The sequence below is a fragment of the Frankia sp. QA3 genome, assembly GCF_000262465.1.
Taxonomy (GTDB): Bacteria; Actinomycetota; Actinomycetes; order Frankiales; family Frankiaceae; genus Frankia.
The window spans coordinates 5,177,791-5,199,254 of record NZ_CM001489.1 but is presented as its reverse complement, the minus strand read 5'-3'; the positions used below and the strand labels follow the sequence as shown (position 1 = coordinate 5,199,254).

Here is a 21,464-nt window from a genome sequence, read left to right as displayed (position 1 = left end):
ACGAGATCCGCGACTTCGCATGCCCCTGGGAAACCTTCTGGGGCGTGCTTTCCGGACAGCGACGTCGCCGAGCTCGCCGACGGCGTTTCTGTCGAGCAGGGTGACGTGATCGACCATCCCGCAGACGCGTAGGACGTCGACACCATGGCCTTCCTCGCGAAGTCCGACACAGCGTGTCCGGAAGAATTCGAGGCCGCGATGCTGCGGCTCCGCGGGTGCGGTACAAGGATGCCTGCTCGCTGCGACACTCATCGAGTGGTCGGAGGGTTAGGATGTCGGCGGGATCCGCTTTCCAGCGGTCTCGGCCAGGGCAGACGTCATCCTGACGAATCTCACGGCGACGGCCACCTCTCCGTAGCCGGAGCGGATCGGCACCGTGGCGACGTCCTGTACGACGGATGAGAAGGAACGATCGGCGTCTGTGGCCGGGCGCGTGACGCACGATCCGGGGGTGAGATGTGCAGATTCGGCCTCGGCAGTCGCTTCTCGAGCTGTGGCGAGCGACGGTCGACTACTCCTACCGTGACGGAGTATGGACGCCCGACGGGCAGGTCGAGCCGAACTCGACGAGCGACGCCGAGCAACTGCTCTGCCTGATGTATCCGTCGTCCCGGGTGGCCGCCTTCAGACTGGATCGGCCGGACGAGACGGCCCGGGACCTCCATGAGGCGCTCGCCAAACTCGGGGGTGCGACGGATGCTCCGCTCCGGCTGATCGCTGCGCTTCGCGGATACATGGAGAGGTACACCACCGAATCCAACACGCCGGTCTTTGCGGGCGGCAGCTACCTGGAGCCGAGGGTGGGAGGAGAGCTGCTCACCCCGGAGCAGCGGCGGCTTGAAACTGTCGACTCCTTCTCGATGTCGATCACCCTTTCACTAGCCACGCTGGGTTTTCTCAAAGTGTTCGGGCGGGTCGTGCGGCGCCCTGCGGTGCAGGCCCAGATCGACGAGCTGGAGGAGCTGGCCAGCCGTCGACTCACGGCGGCGATGGTCGGCCTGCTGCGCAGTTTCACGGTGCACTCGTTCGCGCCGGACTCGCCCGCGGGCCGCGTACTGTGTCAGACGGTCAACCAACGTGGCCTGCCGTCCAAGAAGATCGTCGGCGAGCTGCGCGAGGCGCTCGCCCAGATCCGCGCGGGGCTTGCCGAGGTCACCCTCGGCTCCGGGGGTGCCGAGGAGCTCGACGACGAGAAGTACCTTTTCGAGTGTGGCTGGTCGTGGGGCGTAGTCAGGGACGCGCCAGAGGTATCCACTACGGAGCATCTGGACCAGCCGGTCGGCGTCGCCGTCCGGCAGCCGTTCCTCTACTTCACGGCAGTCGCCCTTGATGGCATCCTCGACCTGTTTTCCGAGCGGACCCGTCTCCTCGACCTGCTGACCGAGGAGCAGCAGGGCTTCGTGCGAGCTCTGCAGATCCGCTGGGACCTGACCCAGCGGTACTGGTCCACCCTTGCCGGCTTCGGCGGGGAGCGCTGGCCGCTGGAAGACATTCCCTGGCGGACGACCGATGGGCGCGAGTCGGACTATTACAGCTTGCTCGTGACCTCCGTTACGGTCGAGGCACTGGTCCAGAGCCGGGCTGTCGAACCCGACCTGGCCCGGGTCGGTCGGGTGCTGGAGGAACTAGCGATACGGGGCCGCGTCACCAGGCGGCCGCTCGAGGACGACCCGGCGGTCGAGATGCACGTTCCCGGGGTGCGGCTGAACCTCCACGGTGCCGAGGACTTGCCTTCCGGAGAGCTTGGCCCCGAGGTCGTCTGGCCGGTGGCTGACTTCGCCACCGCGCTGCTGAAGCGGACCATCCGCGTCGCCTCGCTCGCAGGCGGGACAACCCTGCGGGACCGGCTGCTGCGTCTGTCGGACAGCATCTGGGACCATCTGCACCTGCGCAGGCTGACCAGCGGCCCCTCAGCCGGACTCTGGGACAACGCGAGCGCCGCATTCTCGCAGCTCACATCGGACGAACAGGCACCGTCGTGGCATTTCACCGAGCGGGTGATGGAGTGCCTCGTCGCTGCGGCGAACATGATCAACGAGGCGCCGCTGCGTGACGACCGCCTGATGCTCATGGCCCAGGACCTCGCCATCGAGGCCGATCATCTCTATAGCCAGGAACTGCTGCGCGGCGACGCGGACGCCGGCCCCGCGCTGCGCGGACAGCTTGCCCACCTGGGCCGGCGGCTCGAACGGGCCCGCGCCGTCGAGGACAGTACGCCCGGGACGGCGATCGCGATCCTGTTCGAGGTGCTGGGGGCACTCGACGAACTGGCTGCGGCCCGCCGATCCAGGCAGGACGATCCCGAATGATCCTTTTCGCCACCTCCGACAAGGGTGGCACCGGTCGATCGGTGACGAGCTGCAACGTAGCGCTGCGCTGCGCGTTGCGGGGCAGCGACGTCTGCTATCTCGATTTCGACTTCGGCTCACCGACCGCGGGCGCGATCCTCCACGTGGGGTCGGCCGCCCGTGGCATCGCCGGCGGCCGCGGCCTGCACAGCTACCTCGAGGGTTCCGTCGCCGCACCGGCTGAGCTTGACCTGTGGCGGCATATCGAGCGGGCCGAGCTGCGGCCCCGGCCGGCGGGCGCGGGACGGCTGGTTCTGTTGCCCGGGGACGAGGGAGGCGGTGAGTTTCCGATCGACGACGAGATGATCATTCGGTGTCAGCGGCTCCTGCGCCGCCTGGCTGAGGAGTTCGAACTCGTCATCGTCGATCTGAGCGCCGGGCGTTCCTACGCGTTGCAGCTCGTCCTCGAGGTCACCGCCCGGCCCGCCCTGCAGGCGATGATCACCCGCTGGCTGGTGTTCCACCGGTGGACCCGGCAGCACATCATCGCGGCGGCGGGTCTCGCCTACGGCGAGCACGGCATCGTGGACACCGGCGCGGCCAAGGGGCACGATCGCGACCGGCTGTACGACTCGATCCGGTTCGTCCGCACCGCCGTTCCCGACCCCGAGTCGTCCCAGTTCGCCGGTCTGCTGCCCACCCAGGCGGCGTGGCTGCAGGAGATCGACGCGGAGCTGCAGAAGCTCGCCGCGCGGCAGCGGGTCGGGCGCAGCGTCCTGCTCGGCTCGGTCCCGCTGGATCCGGTCCTGCAGTGGCGTGAACAGCTCATCATCGACAGCGACGTCTGGACGCTGCGGATCGCGAACCTGGAGACCAACGCGGCCCTCGACGCCCTCGCCAAGGACGTCCTGGACGAGGACTCCTGGGAAGGGCTGTGACCGGCGTGGACGTCGTCTTCGGGGAGACGAGCGCCACCGATCGGACGGTGGAGATCCCCCTGTCCCACCTGTCCGTCGAGCTCGGCCACCTGTACATGGAGGATCTGGCCGACGGCAGCGTCGATCTGTCCGCCTACTTCGGGCGGATAGCGTCGTGGACGGGCCCGGACCAGCTGGCGGACCTCGCCCGCGTTGCGCGATCCCGGCTACGGGCGAGCACCTGCGTCCTCGTGGACGACTACGCCGCCGCGCCGCTCGGGCCCGACGTCGTGGTGCCCCGGCTGATCGCGGCCGCCCGGTCCGCGGGCCTGACCATCGACTACATCGCACGTGAATCGGGCTGCGCGGCGCCCCTGGGCGGCGCCGGTCCGCTGGCCGGGCTCCAGCCGGCCGCGTCCCTCGCCGACCTGGTCGAAAGCTTGATCGTGGCCGACCCGGCGGCGGGCTTCAACGGCAGCCGCCCGCCCGCGCACGAGAACGGCTGGCTGTGCAACGGCGTCCGATCGCCGGCCGGTGGCGCCCGGCAGGCCATGCGGGCACCTGCGGCCTGGCAGCCGCCGGTGGAGAACCGGGCGCACCGGCACTCCATCTTCCTCGACGTGGAGATCTGGCGGGAGCAGGGGCCCGGCCGGCTGTGGTCGTGCCCGTTCCTCGCCACCGTGTGGCAGCTTCTCCGGCTCGGCCAGCTACGCGTCCTCGGCCAGCCCGCGGTGACCCCGGTCGGCATCGACCCGGACGACCTGCCGGCCACCTGGGCGCAGTTCCCGACGATCGCCCGGTTACCAGGCCGCGCGGCGCCGTTCGCCGCCTACCGCACCCTGTCCGTGCTCGACGGCCGCTTCCTCCCCGTCGAGCATGCGGTCCGGATGACCCTCGGCCAGGTCGCCGTCGACCCGATCGTGGCCGAACAGACCCTGCGCCGGGCCGGCCGGGAGAACGTGCCGCTGCCGGCCGAGCTGCCCGACCGGGTCGGCCATGTCTTCCTCGGCGGCTGAGGTGGCGGCTGAGACGGCGGCTGAGGTGGGGGTCGAGGACGGCGGGGGCGCCGAGCCGGGGGACGCCCCGCCCGCCGGCGCCGCCGGCGGCGGGTCGCGTGTCCTCGTGGGCGAGGTGCGCACCGGCCTGCTCGCCCACTCCCGGGCGCTCACGGAGCCGGAGGCCACGGCGGTCGTGGCGCTACGGCCCGGGTTCCAGGTGCGGGTCTCGGCGCGGCCCGTTCCTCACACCGTCTCACCGGACCTGACCCTCGGGGTGCACTGCCCCGTGCCCAGTGCCTCCGGGGCCCGCCGCGACGGCCTGGGCACGGTGCTGAGTCGAGCCTCGGTGACCGGTGGTCGGCTGGTGCAGGCCAGCACCCATGCCCGGATCATCCTGGGCGGTCCGCGGTCGGTCGGGCGACGCCGACCCTGGGCCCACCATCTCGCCCACCCCGGGGGGATCGAGGTGGGTGGCCGGCTGTCCGCCGATGATCTGGCCGACGGTTTCCTGCTGGCCGAGACCGGCGACGGCCCCGGGACCACCCTCGACCTGGGGGCGGTCTGCGGACGGCTGCTCGACCAGGTGCAGGAAAGCCCGATTCTCGACCAGAAACCACCTTTTCGGGCACGGCGGACGCGGTTCAGGTTCGTCCTCCTCCCCTGCGGCCCTCCCTCGGCCGGCGAACCGGTCTGTCATTCAGGATCCGCCGACACCGACACCACTTCTGACCGTTCGCCGGCGCCGGGTCACGTCTGCCGCGTTGGTTTCGTCGTCGCGGGCGAAACCGTACGCACACTGCGTATTCATGGATCCGGGCTGGACCTTGTGAGCGTCGTCGGACTATGCGAGGATCTCGCTCTCCATGATTGGCTTCTCACCACGGTCCAGCATGTGGTTGCTGGCAGTCGGGTACGGGCAGGCGGAGGAGGTCGGTTGCCGTCGCAGCTGAAGCCGGTAATAGATCATCTGCTGCACGTGTGGATGCCAGCCGCGCGGATCGGCGAAGAGCTGCTTCCGGTATGGACAGGTCTCGAACAGCGGCCCGGCTTCTCCCGCCAGTGGGAAAGCCTGGTCGCCTGGATCCGCGATCAGCTCGCCCTCTCGCTCCTCGCCGGCCTCGGCGATGGAGCCCGCTAGGTTCGGGGGAACCGTGAACGACCAGATCCGGGTCCACCCCGGTACGACATCCGAGGTGTTGCGAAAGTCGACGATCAGCGTCCTCACCGGTGGTCTCACCTGGGTTATCGCCAATCTGACGGGACAGCAGAAGGAACGGGCGCTGCTGTTCTCCGCCTTCGTCGGGGCCGTCGTCCTCATCGTGCAGTTCCTCGTCGAATTCGAGCGGCGCATCAAGCTGGTCGAATCCTCGATCGCGGCGCACCACACGAGCATAGAATCCATCGTGCAGCGCCGGTTCACCGAGATCAGTGAGATTGCGGAGCTGTTCAGCCTCGTCGAGACGTCGGCGATGCGCACCGATGTCGTCGTCCAGTTCCTCCGCAACGCGGTCGCGATCGGGGAGTCGCCGCGGCTGCGCTACGAGTTCGCCCACGCGGAGATCCATCGGATGTCCGAGTTCCTGCGTGAGCTGGAGAGCGGGAACGCGACCTACTTCGGCGAGGACCGGGACTGGCTGCTCGGCCTGACCCGGGAGGCCACGAAATCCATCGACGCCATCAGCCTGCCCTCGGTCGACGGCGGCGTGCACGGCTTTGCCGACGGTTTCTGGGAGAGCGACCTCGGTCACCGCTACCTGGAATGCCAGCGCGAGGCGGCGGAACGGCGTGGCGTCCGGATTCGACGCATCCTTGTGCTGGAGCGGGAGAACGTGATGGCCGAGGACAACCTGCACAGCCTGTGCGCCCGCCAGTCCAGCCACGGCATCGAGGTGCGCACCCTGCACCCGGAGTCGATCCCGCTGGGTGCCAGCCGCGCCCTGCTCGACTTCATCGTCTTCGATGACGTCATCGGGTACGAGGTCACGCCCGGAGCCCATGCGGGCACCGCCATGCCGCCGACGATCGTCAACACCCGCCTCGTGCTGCGCTCGGACGTGGTGCAGGCCCACCGGCTCCATTTCGACGAGCTGTGGAAGGTGGCCGAACCCTTCGACCCGTCCGCCCCGCGGGCCGCCTGAGTCGCTTTAGCCGGCTGAGTCGCCTTAGCCGCCCGAGTCGCCCGAGTCGCCCGAGTCGGCGTCCCGGCGGAGTCAGCGCTCGCGCGGGGGCAGGAAGCGGTACATGACGTAGAGGTCGACGTTGCCGAGCCAGGGGTGGCGGAACGCGGCGGGCAGCGTGCCTACCTGGCGGAACGCCAGCGACCGCCACAGCGAGACCAGTCTCGGGTTGGCGGCGACGACGTGGACCTGCATCGCCTGGTAACCCAGGTCGGTGGCGTAGTCGATCATCTCCTCGGCGGCCTGGCGGCTCACGCTCTCCCAGTGACCGCCGGCACGCCCACGGGTGGGGGACGCCGGGCCACCGTAGGGCCCGTGGTCCTCGTACTGGCCGATGCCGGCGCGCGGCCCCCCCTGGTCGATCCGCTTCGGGTCGACCAGCAGCATGGCCTGTACGACGTGGTCGCCGAGGCCCGGCAGGCTCGGGGTCAGCAGCGCGGTCGCGACGACGGTCGTCGCACCCGGGTCCTCGTCCTGCGCGGCGTCCTCCGCCACGTCCTGCTCCATGACCAGCACCTCGGCCGGCGGCGGGAGCATCCAGACGGCTCGGGCGGTCTCCTCGCCGGTGTCGGGCTCCCAGGGGCAGGTTTCGCCCTCGACCACGACGGCCCGCCAGACTGGCCAGATCGTGTCCCAGTCCTCCTCGGACGCCCGGCGTATGCGCACCTGTCCGATCCTGCCCGTTCGCCGCATCGCACGGGTAACGGCGATGCGACACCGACGCGGGCGGCACGGCGTGAGCGCGGCGAGATCAGCCCGTGGACGGGACGAAACAGACCGGAGCCAAAGTCCCCGCATCGTGCCGGGACCATCGGCCGGACGGCGGCGGACGGCGAGCTGGTCTCCCAGGCGCACGCCGCCGCGTCGGAGGCGATCCGCGCGGGCGACTCCCGCGGGCACCACCGGGAGAGCCGGCGGTTCCGCCTCGCGCTCGTCCACGCGGGCGGCATGCCGCGTCTGGCGCGCATGTTCGAGTCCGCCTGGAACAGGACGGAACCCGCCCGGCCGATGGACTACGCCTCACGGGACGCCGTGGACCTGCTCAACGACGATCACGAACGGATGCTGCACGCCTTCCGGGCCCGCGACGCGGCCGCGCTGCTGGAGGTCTCGCGTGACGTGCGGCGGGCCGGTGTCCCGGCCGACGCCGCACGCCCGCGAGGTTCGGTCAGGCGAGCTTGACCCAGTAGGTGCCGCACACCCGCAGGTACACCACGTTCTTGAGGACCTGGCGCACCTTGCCCAGCCAGATCTCGGTCGTCGTCACCGTCCGGTAGAGGACCGAGATGGGCGCGGAGCCCGTCACCAGGACCCCGTTGGGGTTGAACAGGCCGCGGTAGGTGCCGTCGAACCAGAAGTTGACGTAGGTCACCCCGCCGCTGACCTGGCCCCGGAACTGGGCGGAGTGCCGGCGGTCCACGCCCAGGTAGGCCGCTGCCGACGAGACCGGTAGCTGCCGGTCGGTGCAGGTGGCGGCGCTAGCCGGGCTGCTCGACCCGGCGACGACCAGGACGGTCAGCGCCAGGGCGAGGGTGAGCAGGAGCGCGGCCAGGTTGCGTGGCAGCGCGCGCGAAAACGACATCTGTTCCATCCCCCCGATGGAGCCGTCCATGACTCCCCGGGTCACGGATCGGCCGTTGATCGACATAACGGTAGCAGCAGGGGCGGATTCTCCGGGGCCAGAAGGGTCGACCGGTGCCGATGCCGGCCGCGATGCCGGCGACCCGTCGGTGCTTCGGTGCGTCGGTACGACGCCTGATCACTCCATTCGGAGCGCGCAGCCAATCGAGGGAGAAACAATGACCGAGTCCGCGACCTCCGCGGCGCGATCTCCGGGCCTGGCAACGGCTCATGACGACCTGGCCGAGGCCGCCGGCCAACCGGTCGGGGTGGGTGCGGTGAAGGCGGGTTACGGCCCCAGGCCGGCCAATGAGGACCTGGCACCGCTGAAGGAACAGAGCTGGTCCGCCTACAACATCTTCGCCTTCTGGATGTCGGACGTGCACAGCGTCGGCGGATACGTGACCGCCGGCAGCCTGTTCGCGCTCGGGCTGACGAGCTGGCAGGTCCTGGTCGCGCTGCTCGTGGGCATCACCATCGTCTATTTCTTCTGTAACCTCGTCGCCCGGCCGAGTCAGCAGGGCGCGGTGCCCTACCCGGTGATGTGCCGGGCGGCTTTCGGTGTCCTCGGGGCGAACGTGCCTGCCGTGATCCGTGGACTGATCGCCGTCGCCTGGTACGGCATCCAGACGTATCTGGCTTCGGCTGCGCTCGACGTCGTGCTGCTGAAGCTCTTTTCCGGGCTCACCCCCTACGCCGACGTCGACAGGTACGGCTTCCTGGGCCTTCCGCCTACGTCGTCATGTTCGCGCTCACCGGCTATCTCATCTACAAGGCTGGCTGGGGCGTGATGAGCCTCAACATCGGCAACGGGGACCACCACGGCTCGGCGATCTCCCTGATGCTCGGGGCGATCGCGCCGGGCGTCTCCTACTTCTCCGGCCCGATGCTGAACTTCGGCGACTTCGCCCGGTACGGGAAATCGTTCGGCGCGGTCCGCAAGGGCAACCTGCTCGGCCTGCCGGTGAACTTCCTCGTCTTCTCCCTGCTGGTGGTGCTCACCTCGGCGCTGACGATTCCGTTCTTCGGTGAACTCACCACCGACCCGGTGGAGACGGTCGCCCGTATCGACAGCACCTTCGCCATTGTCCTCGGCGCACTGACCTTCACGACCGTCACCATCGGCACCAACATCGTCGCGAACTTCATCTCGCCGGCCTTCGATTTCTCGAACGTCAGCCCGCAGCGGATCAGCTGGCGCGCCGGCGGCATGATCGCCGCCGTTGGATCGGTGCTCATCACCCCGTGGAACCTGTACAACAACCCGGACGTCATCCAATGCACGCTGGAGACGCTGGCGCCTTCCTCGGCCCGTTGTTCGGGGTGCTGATCACGGACGGGAGCCGCGCGGCGGGGCGGCCTTGCGAGGGTCGGCCTTGCCGCGGTTCGGTCGGTACCGGGTCGGTCGGTACCGGGTCGGTCAGCCGCGGGGGACGTCCCGCCAGGGCTTTCCGGTGTCGACGCGGACGTCGCCGGGCAGCCGAAGCACCCGCTCGCCCAGGACGTTGCGCAGGATCTGCGACGTACCGCCCTCGATGGTGTTCGCCCGGGCCCGCAGGAACCGGCGCTGCAGGCTGTCGGCGGGGTCGTCGTAGGAGTCATAGAGGGTGCCCTCGGGGCCGAGCATGTCCATGCAGAAGTCATAGATCTTCTGGTTCAGCTCGGCGCCGACGAGCTTGCCGATGGACGCCTCCGGCCCCGGCGGCCCGGCGGTGCGGGCGACCCGGGCGCGCTCCCCGGTGAGCCGGTGGGCCTCGGCCTGGGTCCACAGGCCGGCCAGCCGCAGCCGCAGCGCCGGGGTGTGCAGGTCGGGCCGGTCCCGCCACAGCCCCAGCGCGTCGGCGATCGTGCCGGAGCCGCGGTCGAGGGCGGAGTCGCCGATCGCGGACCGCTCGTTCATCAGCGTCGTCATCGCGACGTTCCAGCCCTGGCCGACGTCGCCCAGGCGGTGGGCGTCCGGGACGCGCACGCCGGTCAGGTAGACCTCGTTGAACTCGGCCTGGCCGGTCGCCTGCCGCAGCGGCCGGACCTCGACGCCGGGGGCGTGCATGTCGACGATGAAGTACGTCAGGCCGCGGTGCTTGGGCAGGTCCGGGTCGGTCCGGGCCAGCAGCAGCGCCCAGCTCGCCAGGTGCGCGAGGCTCGTCCACACCTTCTGGCCGTCGACGACCCACCCGTCGCCGTCGCGCACCGCACGGGTCGACAGCCCGGCGAGGTCGGAGCCCGCGCCCGGCTCGCTGAACAGCTGGGCCCACATGTTCTCGCCGGTGTACAGCGGCCGCAGCAGCCTCGCCCGCAGTTGTTCGTCGGCGTGACCATGCAGGGTCGGCCCGGCCATCCCGACGCCGATCGGGTTGTTCAGGAACGGGTCGGGCCGCCCGCCGGCCGCCAGGATCGCGTCGGCGACCGCCTGCAGACCCGCGGGCACGCCGAGGCCGCCGAAGCCGACGGGGAAGTGCACCCAGGCCAGACCCGCGTCGTAGCAGGCGCCGAGGAACTCCGCCGTCGTGGCGGTGGCCGGGTCGATGCCGGCGAGCACCTCGCGGGCGGCCCGTTCGACGCGCGCCCGGTCGTCGTCCTGCGAAGCCCCCGCCGCAGCCAGGGCGTCGGCCGTCTCGGCGCTCATCGCCGTCTCCCGCCTGTCGTCATCACGTCGTCCTGCCGGTGGTTCGTGGTCTGAGGTGGTTCGTGGTCTGAGGTGGTTCGTGGTCTGAGGTGGTTCGTGGTCTGCGGGTGGTTCGTGCTCTGGCGGCCTCAGAGTCCGCCGGCGTCGTCGAGGACGAGCTGGGCCAGCCGTTCCTGGTGCGCCTCGGCGCTGCCCAACAGGGCCGCGTCGGTGTAGGCCCGCTTGAGGTACAGGTGCGCGGGATGCTCCCAGGTGAAGCCGATCCCGCCGTGCACCTGCACGGCCATCGCCGCGACCTGGGTGAAGGCCGTCGAGCACACCGACTGCGCGAGGCTCGCCGCGATCCGCGGGTCGTCGGTGCCCTCGTCGAGCGCCCACGCTCCGTGGTAGGCGACCGAGCGAGCCTGCTCGACCAGCACCAGCATGTCGGCGCACAGGTGCTTGACCGCCTGGAACGATCCGATCGGCCGGCCGAACTGCAGCCGGGTCCTGGCGTACTCGACGGAGAGATCGAGCAGGTACTGGGCGGCGCCGATCTGCTCGGCGGCCAGCAGCACCGCGGCGGTCTCCGCGGTGGTGGCGAGAACGGTCGCGGCCTCCGGCGCCGCGGCGAGCAGCCGGGCCGGGGCGTCGTTGAAACTGACGGTGGCCTGCCGGCGGGTGAGGTCCATCGTCGGCGTCGACTCCCGGACCAGGCCGGTCGCGTCGGCGCTCACCGCGAACAGCCCGACGGTGTCGCCGTCCCCGTCCTCGCCGCCGTCCGTGCCGCCGATCGCCGCGGCCACCAGCAGCAGGTCCGCCGCGGCGCCGTCCAGCACGTGCGCGACGGACCCGCGCAGCGTGTGCCCGGTGGTCTCGGTGCCGCCCGGCGAGGTGGTGCCGCCCGGCGAGGTGGTGCCGCCCGGTGAGGTGGCGCTGTGACGCGCGGTGGCGGTCACGGTGACGGCGGCCGGGTCGAACCCGCCCCGATGCAGCGGCGCTGCCAACGCGGCGGACGTGCGGCCCGCGACGAGCCCCGGCAGCAGCTCCGCCCGTGCCGCCTTGTCGCTCAAGCCCCCGAGGGCCGTGGCGCCGAGGATGACCGACCCGAGCAGCGGCCCGCACACGAGCGCCCGGCCCAGCTCCTCGATGACCACCGCCTGGGAGACCAGCCCGTCGCCGGCGCCGCCGTACTCCTCGTCCGCGGCGAGGCCGAGCACGCCGAGTTCCTCGCCGAGCCGGGACCAGACGGCCGGATCGTGGCCGAGCGGCGACGCCATCAGCCGCCGGACCTCCTCCTGCGGGGAGACCTCCGCGGCGAACGCACGCACCGTCCGGCGCAGCTCGACCTGCTCAGCGGACCAGGCGAACTCCGAGCTCATGGGCCCTCCTCGCGCGGGGCGGAAGCAGTGGGTGAAGTCACGCGGTGTGTCATCCGTCACTGACTCAAACAGGTGATGTGGCGCTCGGTCAAACAAATGCCATGGATGTTCGGTTTTCGTGGGACGGGCCGCTGTCCTGCGGCGGCGGGTCGTCGGCGGCGGGTGGCGACGCGATCCGGACCTCGGTCACCGGGATGTCGCCGACGGTCGCCAAAACCGGGGGTTGCAGACTCGGGTGCGCCGACGAGGGCCGGCTGGAGATGACCCGACTGGAGGGGGCACCGGATGGCGCTGCACGGGAAGGCGCGTGGGCGGCGGGCGGAGCAGACGGTCGATGTGCGGCCGCAGCTGGTCCGGTCGGGGGAGGACGTCGTCGTGCCGCGGTATCGGATCCCACGGGAGTCAATCTCGCCCGAGACCGCCTACCAGATCGTGCACGACGAGCTGATGCTCGACGGCAACGCGCGGCTGAACCTGGCGACCTTCGTGACCACCTGGATGGACCCCCAGGCCGACCGGCTGATGGCCGAGTGCGCGCCGAAGAACATGATCGACAAGGACGAGTACCCGCAGACGGCGGAGCTGGAGGAGCGCTGCGTCAGCATCCTCGCGGACCTGTGGCACGCCCCCGACGCGGAGCACGCGGTCGGTTGCTCGACCACCGGCTCGTCCGAGGCGTGCATGCTCGCCGGCCTGGCGCTGCTGCGCCGCTGGCGGGCCCGGCGGCGGGCGGCGGGCGCCCCGGCCGACCGGCCCAACCTCGTCATGGGCGTCAACGTCCAGGTGTGCTGGGAGAAGTTCGCCCGCTACTGGGACGTGGAGCCACGGCTGGTACCGATGGCGCCGGGCCGCACGCATCTGACCGCCGACGAGGCCGCCGCGCGCTGCGACGAGAACACGATCGGCGTCGTGGCGATCCTCGGCTCGACGTTCGACGGCAGCTACGAGCCGGTCGCCGAGATCGCTGCCGCGCTCGACCGCCTGGCCGCGGCGGGTGGCCCGGACGTGCCGGTGCACGTCGATGCCGCGTCGGGCGGGTTCATCGCCCCGTTCTGCGACCCGGAGCTGGTCTGGGACTTCCAGCTCGACCGGGTGGTGTCGATCAACGCGTCGGGGCACAAGTACGGGCTGGTTTATCCGGGGGTCGGCTGGGTGCTGTGGCGCGACCGCGCACATCTGCCGGACGAGCTCGTGTTCGAGGTGGACTACCTCGGCGGGACGATGCCGACGTTCTCGCTGAACTTCTCCCGCCCGGGGGCTCAGGTCGTCACGCAGTACTACACGCTGCTCCAGCTGGGCTTCTCCGGCTACCGCCGGGTGGCCCAGGCGTGCCGGGACAACGCCCGGTGGCTCGCCGACGAGGTGGCCCGGATGGGCCCCTTCGAACTCGTCTCGGACGGCAGCGGGATCCCCGCGTTCGCGTTCCGGCTGCGCGACGAGATCACCGACTACACCGTCTTCGACGTCTCCGAGCTGCTGCGCACCCGCGGCTGGCTGGTGCCCGCCTACCGGTTCCCGCCGGACCTGACCGACCTCGCCGTGCTGCGAATCGTGGTGCGGCACGAGTTCAGCCGCGATCTGGCCGGCCTGCTCGTCGCCGACCTGCGCCGGGTCGTCGACAGGCTGACCGGCGATGGGCGGCCCATCCCGCCGCCCCCGCCGGACGGCGAGGAGTCCTTCCACCACTGACCCCGTGGGACGCCGGCGACCCCGTGGCGTGCCGGTGACCCCGTGGCGTGCCGGATCGGTGCCGCTGCCCCGCCTGCTTGTCCGGAGGGTTTCGGCGTCCGATTTATCCCTCCGGACAAGCAGGAGCCGTCGCCGGTGGATTGTCAGGGGGAGGCGGTGAGGACCGGGCGGAGGGCGTCGAGGACGGTGGCGTCCTCGATGGTCGGTGGGACGGCGGGGGAGCGGCCGTCGGCGATCTCGCGCATGGTCCGGCGCAGGATCTTGCCGGATCGGGTCTTGGGCAGTGCCGCCACCACGTCGACCCGCTGGAACGCCGCCACCGGCCCGATCTCCGCGCGGACCCGGGCGACCAGCTCCGCGGCGAGGGCGTCCGGCCCGATCTCGACCCCGGTCTTCACCACCACCAGCCCGCGCGGGACCTGGCCCTTCAGCGCGTCCGCGACGCCGACGACGGCGCACTCGGCCACGGCCGGGTGCGCGGCGAGGACGGCTTCCATCGACCCGGTGGACAGCCGGTGCCCGGCCACGTTGATCACGTCGTCGGTGCGGCCCAGCACGAACAGGTACCCGTCGGCGTCGAGGTAGCCGCCGTCGCCGGTCAGGTAGTACCCGTCGAAGGCGGACAGATAGGACGCGACATACCGGTCGTCGTCCTCCCACAGGGTCGGCAGGTTGCCGGGCGGCAACGGCAGGCGCAGGCAGATCGCGCCCTCCGTGCCGGCGGGGACGGGCTGGCCCGCCGGGTCCAGCACCCGCACGTCGTAGCCCGGCATCGGCACGGTGGGAGAGCCCGCGCGGGCGGGGAGCGGTTCCAGGCCCATCGGGTTGGCGCAGATGGGCCAGCCCGTCTCCGTCTGCCAGTAGTTGTCGATCACCGGGATGCCCAGGGTGGCGGCGGCCCAGTCGTAGGTCGCCGGATCGAGTCGTTCGCCGGCCAGGAACAGCGCCCGCAACGACGAGCGGTCGTACCCGCGCAGCAGGGCGCCCGCCGGGTCCTCCTTCTTGATCGCCCGGATCGCGGTCGGCGCGGTGAACAGCACGTTCACCCCGTGCTCGGCGATCACCCGCCAGAACGCGCCGGCGTCCGGCGTGCCCACCGGCTTGCCCTCGTAGAGCACGGTCGCCGCGCCGGCGAGCAGCGGGGCGTAGACCGTGTACGAGTGCCCGACCGCCCAACCCACGTCGGAGGCCGCCCACATGACGTCCCCCGCCCGGATTCCGAAGATGTTGCCCATCGACCAGGTCAGGGCGACGGCGTGCCCGCCGTTGTCGCGCACGATCCCCTTCGGCCGGCCGGTGGTGCCCGACGTGTAGAGGATGTAGAGCGGGTCGGTGGCGGCGACCGGCACCGGCGGCAGCGGTGCGGCCGCGGCCAGCGCCGCGTCCCAGTCATGGTCACGGCCGGCGACCATCGAGCAGCGCTGCTGGTCACGCTGCACGATGAGGGTCGCGGCGGGAGCGTGGGCGGTCAGCGCGATCGCCTCGTCGAGGATCGGCTTGTACGGCACCAGCCGCGTCGGCTCGATCCCGCAGGAGGCGCTGACGACGACCTTCGCCCGGGCGTCGTCCATCCGGGCGGCGAGTTCGGCGGCGGCGAACCCGCCGAAGACCACGGAGTGCACCGCGCCGAGGCGGGCGCAGGCGAGCATGCTCACCACCGCCGTGGGGATCATCGGCAGGTAGATGATGACCCGGTCGCCGCGGCCCACCCCGAGTTCGGCCAGCGCCCCGGCGGCCCGCGCCACCTCGTCGGTCAGCTCGGCGAAGGTGAAGCGACGGACCGTCGCGGTGACCGGCGAGTCGTAGATCAGCGCGAGCTCGTCGCCCCGGCCCGCGGCGACGTGCCGGTCAAGGGCGTTGGCGCAGGTGTTGAGCTCGGCGTCGGGGAACCAGCGGGCGAACGGCGCCTTGGTGCTCGCGTCGAGGATCCGCCGCGGTGGCCGGGTCCAGTCGAGTGCCTGCGCGGCGGCTGCCCAGAACTCCTCGGGATCGTTCGCGGCCCGTTCGTACTCCCGCTGGTATGCGCCCATGGTCGTCATCCTCCCGCGCCCGGCGACCGCCGGAGCGAATTCCCGGCCCCTGGGCGCCTCGGCCTCACGCAGCGACACGATGGGCCCCCGCTTTGTCCGGGAGGTCCGCGCACGTAGCCCTGAGTAAGAAAGACGATCTGTGCCGATGGCGTCATGAAGGTGGGAGACGCGCAGCGGCGGTGGCAGGGATGATTCGTGAGCTGTGCCCGGGACATGTGGGAGTTCCCGGCGTTCGGGTCGTTCGCGGCCGCGGCCCGAGCGGCCGTCCAACGCTGTGGTGGCGTGCCGGTGCACGCGGCGTCCTCACCGCGGCGTCCTCACCGCGGCGTCCTCACCGCGGAGGACTACCCGCCGGCGCAGGTAGTGGCGCAGACGGGTCTCGAGCTGCGACGTCTACGTGGGGATCGTCGGGCTTCGGGCCGGCCTGCCGGTCCGGGAAGAGCCGGGGATCTCCTATCCCGAGCTGGAGTACGAGGCGGCCGCCGCGGCGCGGATACCCCGGCTGGTGAACAGGTCGACGAGGCGGTCGGCGAGGCCACGCGCCGCGTCGTCCCCGGTGGCGGCCAGGACCTGCAGTGCGCCGTCGCGGATCAGCGTCACCAGCCCGTGCACGAACGCCCAGGCGATGAGCGACGTCGGGTGGCCGGCACCAGGATGCGGGGATCCGGGGCGGGTACGCCTTGGTCACGGGCGTTCCGTGCCGGTGCGCTGCCAGGGCCGGCGGCCCCGTCGCAGGGTCCGGACCGTGTTCCCGTCGTGACCACCGGACGGCGTCCCGCCAAGCGGCGAGGAAAAACTGTCGGTGGTGGGGTCCAAGGTGAGGGCACGGTCCGCAGCACAGCGAACCCGCAGCACAGCGAACCCGCAGCACGTGAAGGAGTCACCATGCCCACGCGAGAGAACATCCCGGCCGGCGCCCCCTGTTGGGTCGACCTGATGACCTCCGACGCCGCTGGCGCCAAGGCGTTCTACGGCGAGCTGTTCGGCTGGGAGGCCGAGGAGTCCGCCCCGGAGTTCGGCGGCTACACCAACCTCACCAGGGACGGCGTCCGGGTCGGTGGGCTGATGCCCAAGCAGCCCGGCATGGACGCGCCCGACGGCTGGTCGGTCTACCTGTCCACGCCGGACGCGGAGAAGACCGTCGCCGCCGCGACCGAGCATGGCGGCGGGGTGATCGTGGGGCCGATGGCCGTGGCCGATCTCGGTGTCATGGCCGTGGTGACCGACCCGAGCGGCGCGGCCATCGGCATGTGGCAGCCGGGCCTGCACTCGGGCTTCGGTGTCGTCGCCGAGCCGGGCGCGCCGGGCTGGTTCGAGTTGCTCACCCGGAACTACGCCGCCGTCGTCCCCTTCTACCGCGACGTCTTCGGCTGGGATGTCCACGTCGTCGGCGACACCCCGGAGTTCCGCTACTCGACCTTCGGGGAGGGCGATGCCGCCTACGCCGGGATCATGGACGCGAGCGGTTTCCTGCCGGACGGCGTGCCGGCGCACTGGTCGGTGTATTTCGCCACGGCGGACACGGACGCGACGCTCGAGCGGGCCGCCGCGCTCGGCGGCTCGGTGGTCCTGCCGGCGGAGGACACCCCGTACGGCCGCCTCGCCGCGGCCGCCGACCCCACCGGCGCCGTGTTCAAACTGCTCGGGCCGAACGTCTCGGCGTCTGCCGCGAGCTGACGCCTGCCGCAGGTCAGGCGGCGGTCGGCTCTGCGCGCAGAAGGCCGGCGAGGACCGATCCGGCGTGGTGGATGCCCGCGTCGTCGATGTCGAGATGGGTGACGATCCGCAGGGTGGTCGGGCTGATCGCGCCGATCAGCACGCCCTGCTCCGCGGCGTGGCGAGCGAACCGCCCGGCGTCGGCGACCTCGACGAGCACCATGTTGGTCTCGACCTGCTTCGGGTCCACGTGGCCGGGCGCGGCGTCGGCGAGCAGCGCGGCGAGTTCGGCTGCCCGCCGGTGGTCCTCGGCGAGGCGTTCGACGTGGTGGCGCAGCGCGTGCAGGCCCGCCGCGGCCAGCACGCCGGACTGGCGCATCGCCCCGCCGAGCCGCCGACGCCAGTCCCGAACCTCGCCGACCCGCCCGGCGTCACAGATCACCAGCGATCCGACCGGTGCGCCCAGCCCCTTGGACAGGCAGACCGACAGGGTCGTGAACGGTTCCGCGAGCCGGCGCGGTTCGACGGCGCCGGCGACGGCCGCGTTCCACAGGCGGGCGCCGTCGCAGTGCATCGCGACTCCGGCGGCGGTGGCGAGGTCGCGGAACTGGTCCAGGCGAGCCGGTGACCAGACCCGGCCCCCGGCACGGGCGGCGGTGTTCTCCACGGCCAGCACGCTGGTGCGGACCATGTTGTAATTGCCGCCGATGCTGTGCGCGCGGATCGCCGCGGCGACGTCCGCCGGGTCCGCCGTGTCGGCGAGGCCGGGCAGCGTGCGGGTCTGGACCCCGCCGAGCGCGGCCAGGCCGCCCATCTCGTAGGTCACGATGTGGGCTTCGGTGTCGGCGATGATCTCGGTTCCGACCGGCGCGCTGGCGCGCAGCGCGACGAAGTTGCCCATGGTCCCGCTGGGGACGAACACGGCCGCCTCGTGGCCGAGCAGGTCCGCGGCGTACTCCTCCAGGGCCCGCACCGACGGGTCCTCGCCGTAGTGGTCGTCGCCGACCTCCGCGTCCGCCATCGCCCGGCGCATCGCCGCGGTCGGCCGGGTCACCGTGTCGCTGCGCAGGTCGACCGGCCCGGCCGGAGTGGCGGCCGGTCGACCTGCCGACCGCGAGGCCGGAGTGGCGATCTGGGCGCCGGTGGCCGCCGTGTCGTCCGTGGGGGTGCCGTCACGGGAAGCGTCGATGGTCATGCTTGGCGATGGTATTGGCCCTTAGCCATCCGGCCGACCACCTCGACCACCTTGACCACCTTGACCACCTTGACCACCTCGGTGACTCGACCACCTCGGTGACCTCGGCCTCCGCCCCCGGCGACGTTCCCCGGCGGTGGCGCCCGTGCTCCGACGGACGTCAGGTCGCGCCAGGGGTGAGGGTCTGCGCCAGGCGGGAGAAGCCGTCGGCGCCATGGCCGGCGTCGATGGCGCGGCGGGCGAGCGCTTCGGCGGCGTCGAGCACGCCGGTGTCCAGGTCGCGGGCCCGGGCGGTGTGGATGATGTGCCTCATCCCGGCGGCCGCGGACAGGACGGTGGACTGCGCGGTGTCGTGGCGTCCCTCGTCGATGCGGCCCGCGAAGTCGTCGATGATGCTCGCCAGCAGGCCGCTGACGCCCTGTGCAAACGGCGAGAGGTCACCGGCTCGGATCCCCTCCGCGCCGGCGAGGGCGAAAGCGTGCACCACGCCGCTCATCGCCGTCCAGAACACGTCGAGCAGCGCCATGTCGTACGCCGCCGCACGGCCCGGGTCCGGGCCGAGGAACGTGGCCGAACCGCCGATCGCGGCAAGTGTGCCCGCCTGGGCGCGGTACAGGGATTCCGGCCCGCTGTAGAGCACGGAGGCGGCCGGCCCGCCGATGGTCGAGGCCGGCGTCATGACGGAACCCTCGAGATGGGCGATCCCGTCGGCGGCGCTGCGGGCGGCCAGCGTCCGGGACCGGTCGGGGGAGTCCGAGGTCAGGTTGACGAGAACGCGGCCGCGAAGCGCGTCGCCCACCGCCGCGAGGATCGTCTCGACCGCCTGGTGGTCGAGAACGCACACGACCGTGAGCGGGCTGGCCGCCACGGCCTCGGCCGGGGAGGCGGCCAGCGCCGCGCCACGCGCGACCAGCGGCTCGGCTTTCCCCGGCGATCGGTTCCACACCGTGGTGGGATGCCCTGCCGTCAGGAACGCGGCGGCCAGGGCGCTCCCCATCGGACCCAGGCCGAGAACCGTCACCGCGCCGGCGCCGCCCGGATTCGGGCGACCGTGCGCAAGAAGTGGTTGATCTGTCACGGTGGCTACGCTAAAGCTTCACGTTGACGTCAAGGTCAAGCCCTGTCCGGCGCTGAGCGAGGGAGGCCCCGTGCGCATTGGTGAGCTTGCCCGGCGGGCCCAGGTCAGCGGACGGGCGCTGCGTTACTACGAGGAACAGGGGCTGCTGACCCCGGACCGCCAGCCGAGTGGTTATCGCGACTACGGCGAGGCCGACGTCGAGACCGTGCGACGCATCCGCGTCCTGCTCGCCGCCGGCCTCCCCACGTCGATCATCGCCGAGGTGCTGCCCTGCATGGTCGACGCCGCGGGACCCGGTGGAGCGCTCGCCCCGGGCTGCCCCGAACTGCTGCCGCATCTGGAAGGCGAACGCGACCGGATTGCCGCGGCCATCGCCGATCTCACTGCCGCGCACCGCCTGCTCGCCGCCGTCATCGCCGCGACGCCGGCCATGGGAGCGACCCCTGGCGCCTGCGCTCCCGCCGACGGCACCTAGGACGCGTATCGGGTTGTGATCTGTTTGTGGAAGGTTGCTCTCGCGGCGGGATCTGATCCGGTGGCATGCTGCCTCGGGTGGTGAACCGCGGTGACGCGGTGGCGGCGGGAGCGCGAAGATCGTGGTGCGGTTCCGCGGAACATCAAGATCGTCAGGCTGGGTGCCGGGCAGTCCGTGGCCGCTGATCACTGAGTAGGTCAAGCGACGCCGCGGCCCCGATCCCCCGGCGGATCGGTGGCCCAGACGAAGGAGGGGAGCTCGGCGCGCAGGGTGGGGGCGACCTCGGCGAAGAAGCGTTCCAGGTGGGCGCGGGTGGTGGCGGGGTCGGTGAGGAAGAAGCCCTCCACGCCGACGCCGAGGACCTGGTTGCCGAAGCGCCGGTGCAGGTCGAGCAGCTTTTCGGTGATCTGGTCGGCGGTGCCGACGAGGGCCGAGCCGTTGTCGATGAAGTCCTCCAGCGAGTCGAACGGGAAGTGGTTCTGCCGGGCCACCGGGAGGTTGCGGAACGCGGCGAAGGCGGGGCGGGCGAGCGCGAGGGCGTCCTGCGAGCGGTCGGTGATGATCGGGGAGTGCACGCCGAGGGCGAGCGGCGTGGCGGCCGGGTCGTGACCGTGGTGGGCGAGCCGGTCGCGGTAGCGTTGGACGAGCGCGAGGGAATGGTCGGTGCGGCGGAAGCCGTTCGCCGAGTACAACGGGTCGCCCCAGCGGGCGGCGAGCTCGGTCGACCGCTCGCTGGACGCCGAGCCGTGCCAGACCCGCGGCGCCGGCTGCTGCAACGGCCGCGGCCGGGTGGTCGCCCCCCGCAGCGGCGGGCGGAAGCGACCCGTCCAGGTCACGTCCTCCTCGCGCCACAGCCGGCGGAACAGCTCGTAGTTCTCCGCCAACCGGTCCCAGAGCTCGGCGGCGTCGACGCCGAACATGCCCGGTGAGACCGGATCGTTGCCCTTGCCGATGATCAGGTCGAGGCGGCCGTCGCTGAGATGGTCGAGCGTGGCGTACTCCTCGGCGGCGCGGACCGGGTCGGCCAGCGAGAGCACGGCGACGGTGGTGACCAGCCGGATCCGGCTGGTCCGAGCGGCGATGTGGGCGAGCAGCACGGCGGGGGCGGACGACAGGAACGCGGGGTTGTGCCGCTCGCCGACGCCGAACGCGTCGTAACCGACGCCCTCGGCCCAGATCGCGAGGTCGACCAGAGCCCGCAGCCGCTCCCGCTCGTGCTCCGCCGCCTGCGATGACCTCGCCGCCGCTGTCGTCGCCGTCGTCGCCGCCACTGTCGTCGTCGCTGCTGTCGCCGCTGTCACGGCGGCGCCGACATCGCGCGCCGCCAGCGTGCTGGCCAGGAATTTCATGCCGC

General features: G+C 71.7%; 18 protein-coding genes and 1 pseudogene. 10 read left to right on the top strand and 9 right to left on the bottom strand.

The features are described from left to right. Window positions 1-458 precede the first annotated feature (458 nt). The 5 genes from FRAQA3DRAFT_RS21440 to FRAQA3DRAFT_RS21420 are packed head-to-tail and all read left to right on the top strand — an operon-like array spanning window position 459 to window position 6,341. Window positions 459-2,309, top strand: a complete 1,851-nt coding sequence (locus FRAQA3DRAFT_RS21440) for an SCO2524 family protein (protein ID WP_009741146.1) — start codon at window positions 459-461, stop codon at window positions 2,307-2,309. After that, window positions 2,306-3,226, top strand: a complete 921-nt coding sequence (locus FRAQA3DRAFT_RS21435) for an SCO2523 family variant P-loop protein (protein ID WP_009741145.1) — start codon at window positions 2,306-2,308, stop codon at window positions 3,224-3,226. The genes FRAQA3DRAFT_RS21440 and FRAQA3DRAFT_RS21435 overlap by 4 nt, the downstream gene beginning before the upstream one ends. Next, window positions 3,223-4,221, top strand: a complete 999-nt coding sequence (locus FRAQA3DRAFT_RS21430) for an SCO2522 family protein (RefSeq protein WP_009741144.1) — start codon at window positions 3,223-3,225, stop codon at window positions 4,219-4,221. The genes FRAQA3DRAFT_RS21435 and FRAQA3DRAFT_RS21430 overlap by 4 nt, the downstream gene beginning before the upstream one ends. A 1-nt stretch (window position 4,222) precedes the next feature. Then, window positions 4,223-5,341, top strand: coding sequence for an SCO2521 family protein (locus FRAQA3DRAFT_RS21425; protein WP_051054426.1), 1,119 nt, complete (start codon window positions 4,223-4,225; stop codon window positions 5,339-5,341). Window positions 5,342-5,354: 13 nt separating this feature from the next. Further along, entirely contained in the window at window positions 5,355-6,341 is a 987-nt protein-coding gene (locus tag FRAQA3DRAFT_RS21420) for a hypothetical protein (protein ID WP_051054425.1), read from the top strand. 72 nt (window positions 6,342-6,413) lie between these two features. On the opposite strand, the gene FRAQA3DRAFT_RS21415 is transcribed toward FRAQA3DRAFT_RS21420, so the two are convergent. Continuing rightward, the gene (locus FRAQA3DRAFT_RS21415) at window positions 6,414-7,046 is read right to left on the bottom strand and encodes a GNAT family N-acetyltransferase (protein WP_009741141.1); all 633 of its coding nucleotides are present in this window, start codon (window positions 7,044-7,046) and stop codon (window positions 6,414-6,416) included. On the opposite strand from FRAQA3DRAFT_RS21415, the gene FRAQA3DRAFT_RS37510 reads away from it, so the two are divergent. Continuing rightward, window positions 7,047-7,562, top strand: coding sequence for an FCD domain-containing protein (locus tag FRAQA3DRAFT_RS37510; protein ID WP_232292146.1), 516 nt, complete (start codon window positions 7,047-7,049; stop codon window positions 7,560-7,562). On the opposite strand, the gene FRAQA3DRAFT_RS21405 is transcribed toward FRAQA3DRAFT_RS37510, so the two are convergent. Continuing rightward, window positions 7,549-7,962: a hypothetical protein gene (locus FRAQA3DRAFT_RS21405; RefSeq protein ID WP_035923250.1), complete on the bottom strand. Its 414-nt coding sequence runs from the start codon at window positions 7,960-7,962 to the stop codon at window positions 7,549-7,551. The two genes, FRAQA3DRAFT_RS37510 and FRAQA3DRAFT_RS21405, sit on opposite strands and share 14 nt — an antisense overlap. 217 nt (window positions 7,963-8,179) lie before the next feature. Between FRAQA3DRAFT_RS21405 and FRAQA3DRAFT_RS38870 the strand changes: the two are divergent. Then, window positions 8,180-9,338 (top strand): annotated as a pseudogene (locus FRAQA3DRAFT_RS38870) (NCS1 family nucleobase:cation symporter-1); the annotation flags it as partial. An 82-nt stretch (window positions 9,339-9,420) separates the two neighbouring features. Here the strand turns inward: FRAQA3DRAFT_RS38870 and FRAQA3DRAFT_RS21395 are convergent. Together FRAQA3DRAFT_RS21395 and FRAQA3DRAFT_RS21390 are read right to left on the bottom strand one after the other, a co-directional pair. Further along, window positions 9,421-10,626 (bottom strand): acyl-CoA dehydrogenase family protein, encoded by a 1,206-nt coding sequence (locus FRAQA3DRAFT_RS21395; protein ID WP_009741139.1) that lies wholly within the window; start codon window positions 10,624-10,626, stop codon window positions 9,421-9,423. Between the two features lie 128 nt (window positions 10,627-10,754). Next, complete coding sequence (locus FRAQA3DRAFT_RS21390) at window positions 10,755-11,987, bottom strand: acyl-CoA dehydrogenase family protein (protein ID WP_009741138.1); 1,233 nt, start codon at window positions 11,985-11,987, stop codon at window positions 10,755-10,757. A 285-nt stretch (window positions 11,988-12,272) separates the two neighbouring features. On the opposite strand from FRAQA3DRAFT_RS21390, the gene FRAQA3DRAFT_RS21385 reads away from it, so the two are divergent. Continuing rightward, window positions 12,273-13,676: a glutamate decarboxylase gene (locus FRAQA3DRAFT_RS21385; RefSeq protein ID WP_009741137.1), complete on the top strand. Its 1,404-nt coding sequence runs from the start codon at window positions 12,273-12,275 to the stop codon at window positions 13,674-13,676. Window positions 13,677-13,819: 143 nt separating this feature from the next. Here the strand turns inward: FRAQA3DRAFT_RS21385 and FRAQA3DRAFT_RS21380 are convergent, their stop codons facing one another. Both FRAQA3DRAFT_RS21380 and FRAQA3DRAFT_RS36205 read right to left on the bottom strand, forming a co-directional pair. Beyond that, the gene (locus tag FRAQA3DRAFT_RS21380) at window positions 13,820-15,706 is read right to left on the bottom strand and encodes an AMP-binding protein (protein WP_009741136.1); all 1,887 of its coding nucleotides are present in this window, start codon (window positions 15,704-15,706) and stop codon (window positions 13,820-13,822) included. Between the two features lie 453 nt (window positions 15,707-16,159). Continuing rightward, window positions 16,160-16,318: a hypothetical protein gene (locus tag FRAQA3DRAFT_RS36205; RefSeq protein WP_198286951.1), complete on the bottom strand. Its 159-nt coding sequence runs from the start codon at window positions 16,316-16,318 to the stop codon at window positions 16,160-16,162. A gap of 273 nt (window positions 16,319-16,591) precedes the next feature. Between FRAQA3DRAFT_RS36205 and FRAQA3DRAFT_RS21375 the strand changes: the two genes are divergently transcribed. Continuing rightward, entirely contained in the window at window positions 16,592-17,383 is a 792-nt protein-coding gene (locus FRAQA3DRAFT_RS21375) for a VOC family protein (protein ID WP_009741135.1), read from the top strand. A gap of 13 nt (window positions 17,384-17,396) precedes the next feature. On the opposite strand, the gene FRAQA3DRAFT_RS21370 is transcribed toward FRAQA3DRAFT_RS21375, so the two are convergent. Together FRAQA3DRAFT_RS21370 and FRAQA3DRAFT_RS21365 are read right to left on the bottom strand one after the other, a co-directional pair. Further along, complete coding sequence (locus tag FRAQA3DRAFT_RS21370) at window positions 17,397-18,557, bottom strand: GntG family PLP-dependent aldolase (protein WP_009741134.1); 1,161 nt, start codon at window positions 18,555-18,557, stop codon at window positions 17,397-17,399. Window positions 18,558-18,717: 160 nt separating this feature from the next. Next, entirely contained in the window at window positions 18,718-19,554 is an 837-nt protein-coding gene (locus FRAQA3DRAFT_RS21365) for an NAD(P)-binding domain-containing protein (protein ID WP_157468630.1), read from the bottom strand. A gap of 151 nt (window positions 19,555-19,705) precedes the next feature. On the opposite strand from FRAQA3DRAFT_RS21365, the gene FRAQA3DRAFT_RS21360 reads away from it, so the two are divergent. Next, window positions 19,706-20,110 carry a MerR family transcriptional regulator gene (locus tag FRAQA3DRAFT_RS21360; RefSeq protein WP_009741132.1) on the top strand — a complete coding sequence of 135 codons (405 nt, stop codon included), beginning with the start codon at window positions 19,706-19,708 and terminating at the stop codon, window positions 20,108-20,110. 197 nt (window positions 20,111-20,307) lie between these two features. On the opposite strand, the gene FRAQA3DRAFT_RS21355 is transcribed toward FRAQA3DRAFT_RS21360, so the two are convergent. Continuing rightward, the gene (locus tag FRAQA3DRAFT_RS21355; protein WP_009741131.1) at window positions 20,308-21,459 is read right to left on the bottom strand and encodes an LLM class flavin-dependent oxidoreductase; all 1,152 of its coding nucleotides are present in this window, start codon (window positions 21,457-21,459) and stop codon (window positions 20,308-20,310) included. Window positions 21,460-21,464: the final 5 nt, after the last annotated feature.